Raw genomic sequence first — 250 nt, 5'->3', positions numbered from 1 at the left:
CAGCGGGTGACGACACCGCAAGAAGCGGCGGATGCCGTTCTATTTTTTGCTTCTCCATGGGGGCGAGCTGTGACCGGTCAGAATCTTGTGGTCGATGGCGGACTTGTCATGGACTAATCCAGTTTGGTACCAGGAGCACTTTCACTCACCGCTCCTGGTACCTATCTTCCTTTCTTTTAGCAAGCAGGCCTATTTCTAAGCCTGTTTGCCGAAGATCGGCAGCGTGATTTCTACTGTCGTTCCCTTCCCT

Annotated in this window: 1 protein-coding gene; it reads left to right on the top strand. The window is 52.8% G+C overall.

The genetic code is table 11. The features are described from left to right. Nucleotides 1-117, top strand: a 117-nt coding sequence (locus tag LKX83_RS32730; RefSeq protein ID WP_227887451.1) for an SDR family oxidoreductase, incomplete at its 5' end; no start/stop codon positions are given. Between the last annotated feature and the right edge of the window lie 133 nt (nt 118-250).

Source organism: Cohnella baijiui, assembly GCF_020731285.1.
Lineage (GTDB): Bacteria > Bacillota > Bacilli > Paenibacillales > Paenibacillaceae > Cohnella.
This window is presented reverse-complemented; position numbering and strand designations above follow the sequence as displayed.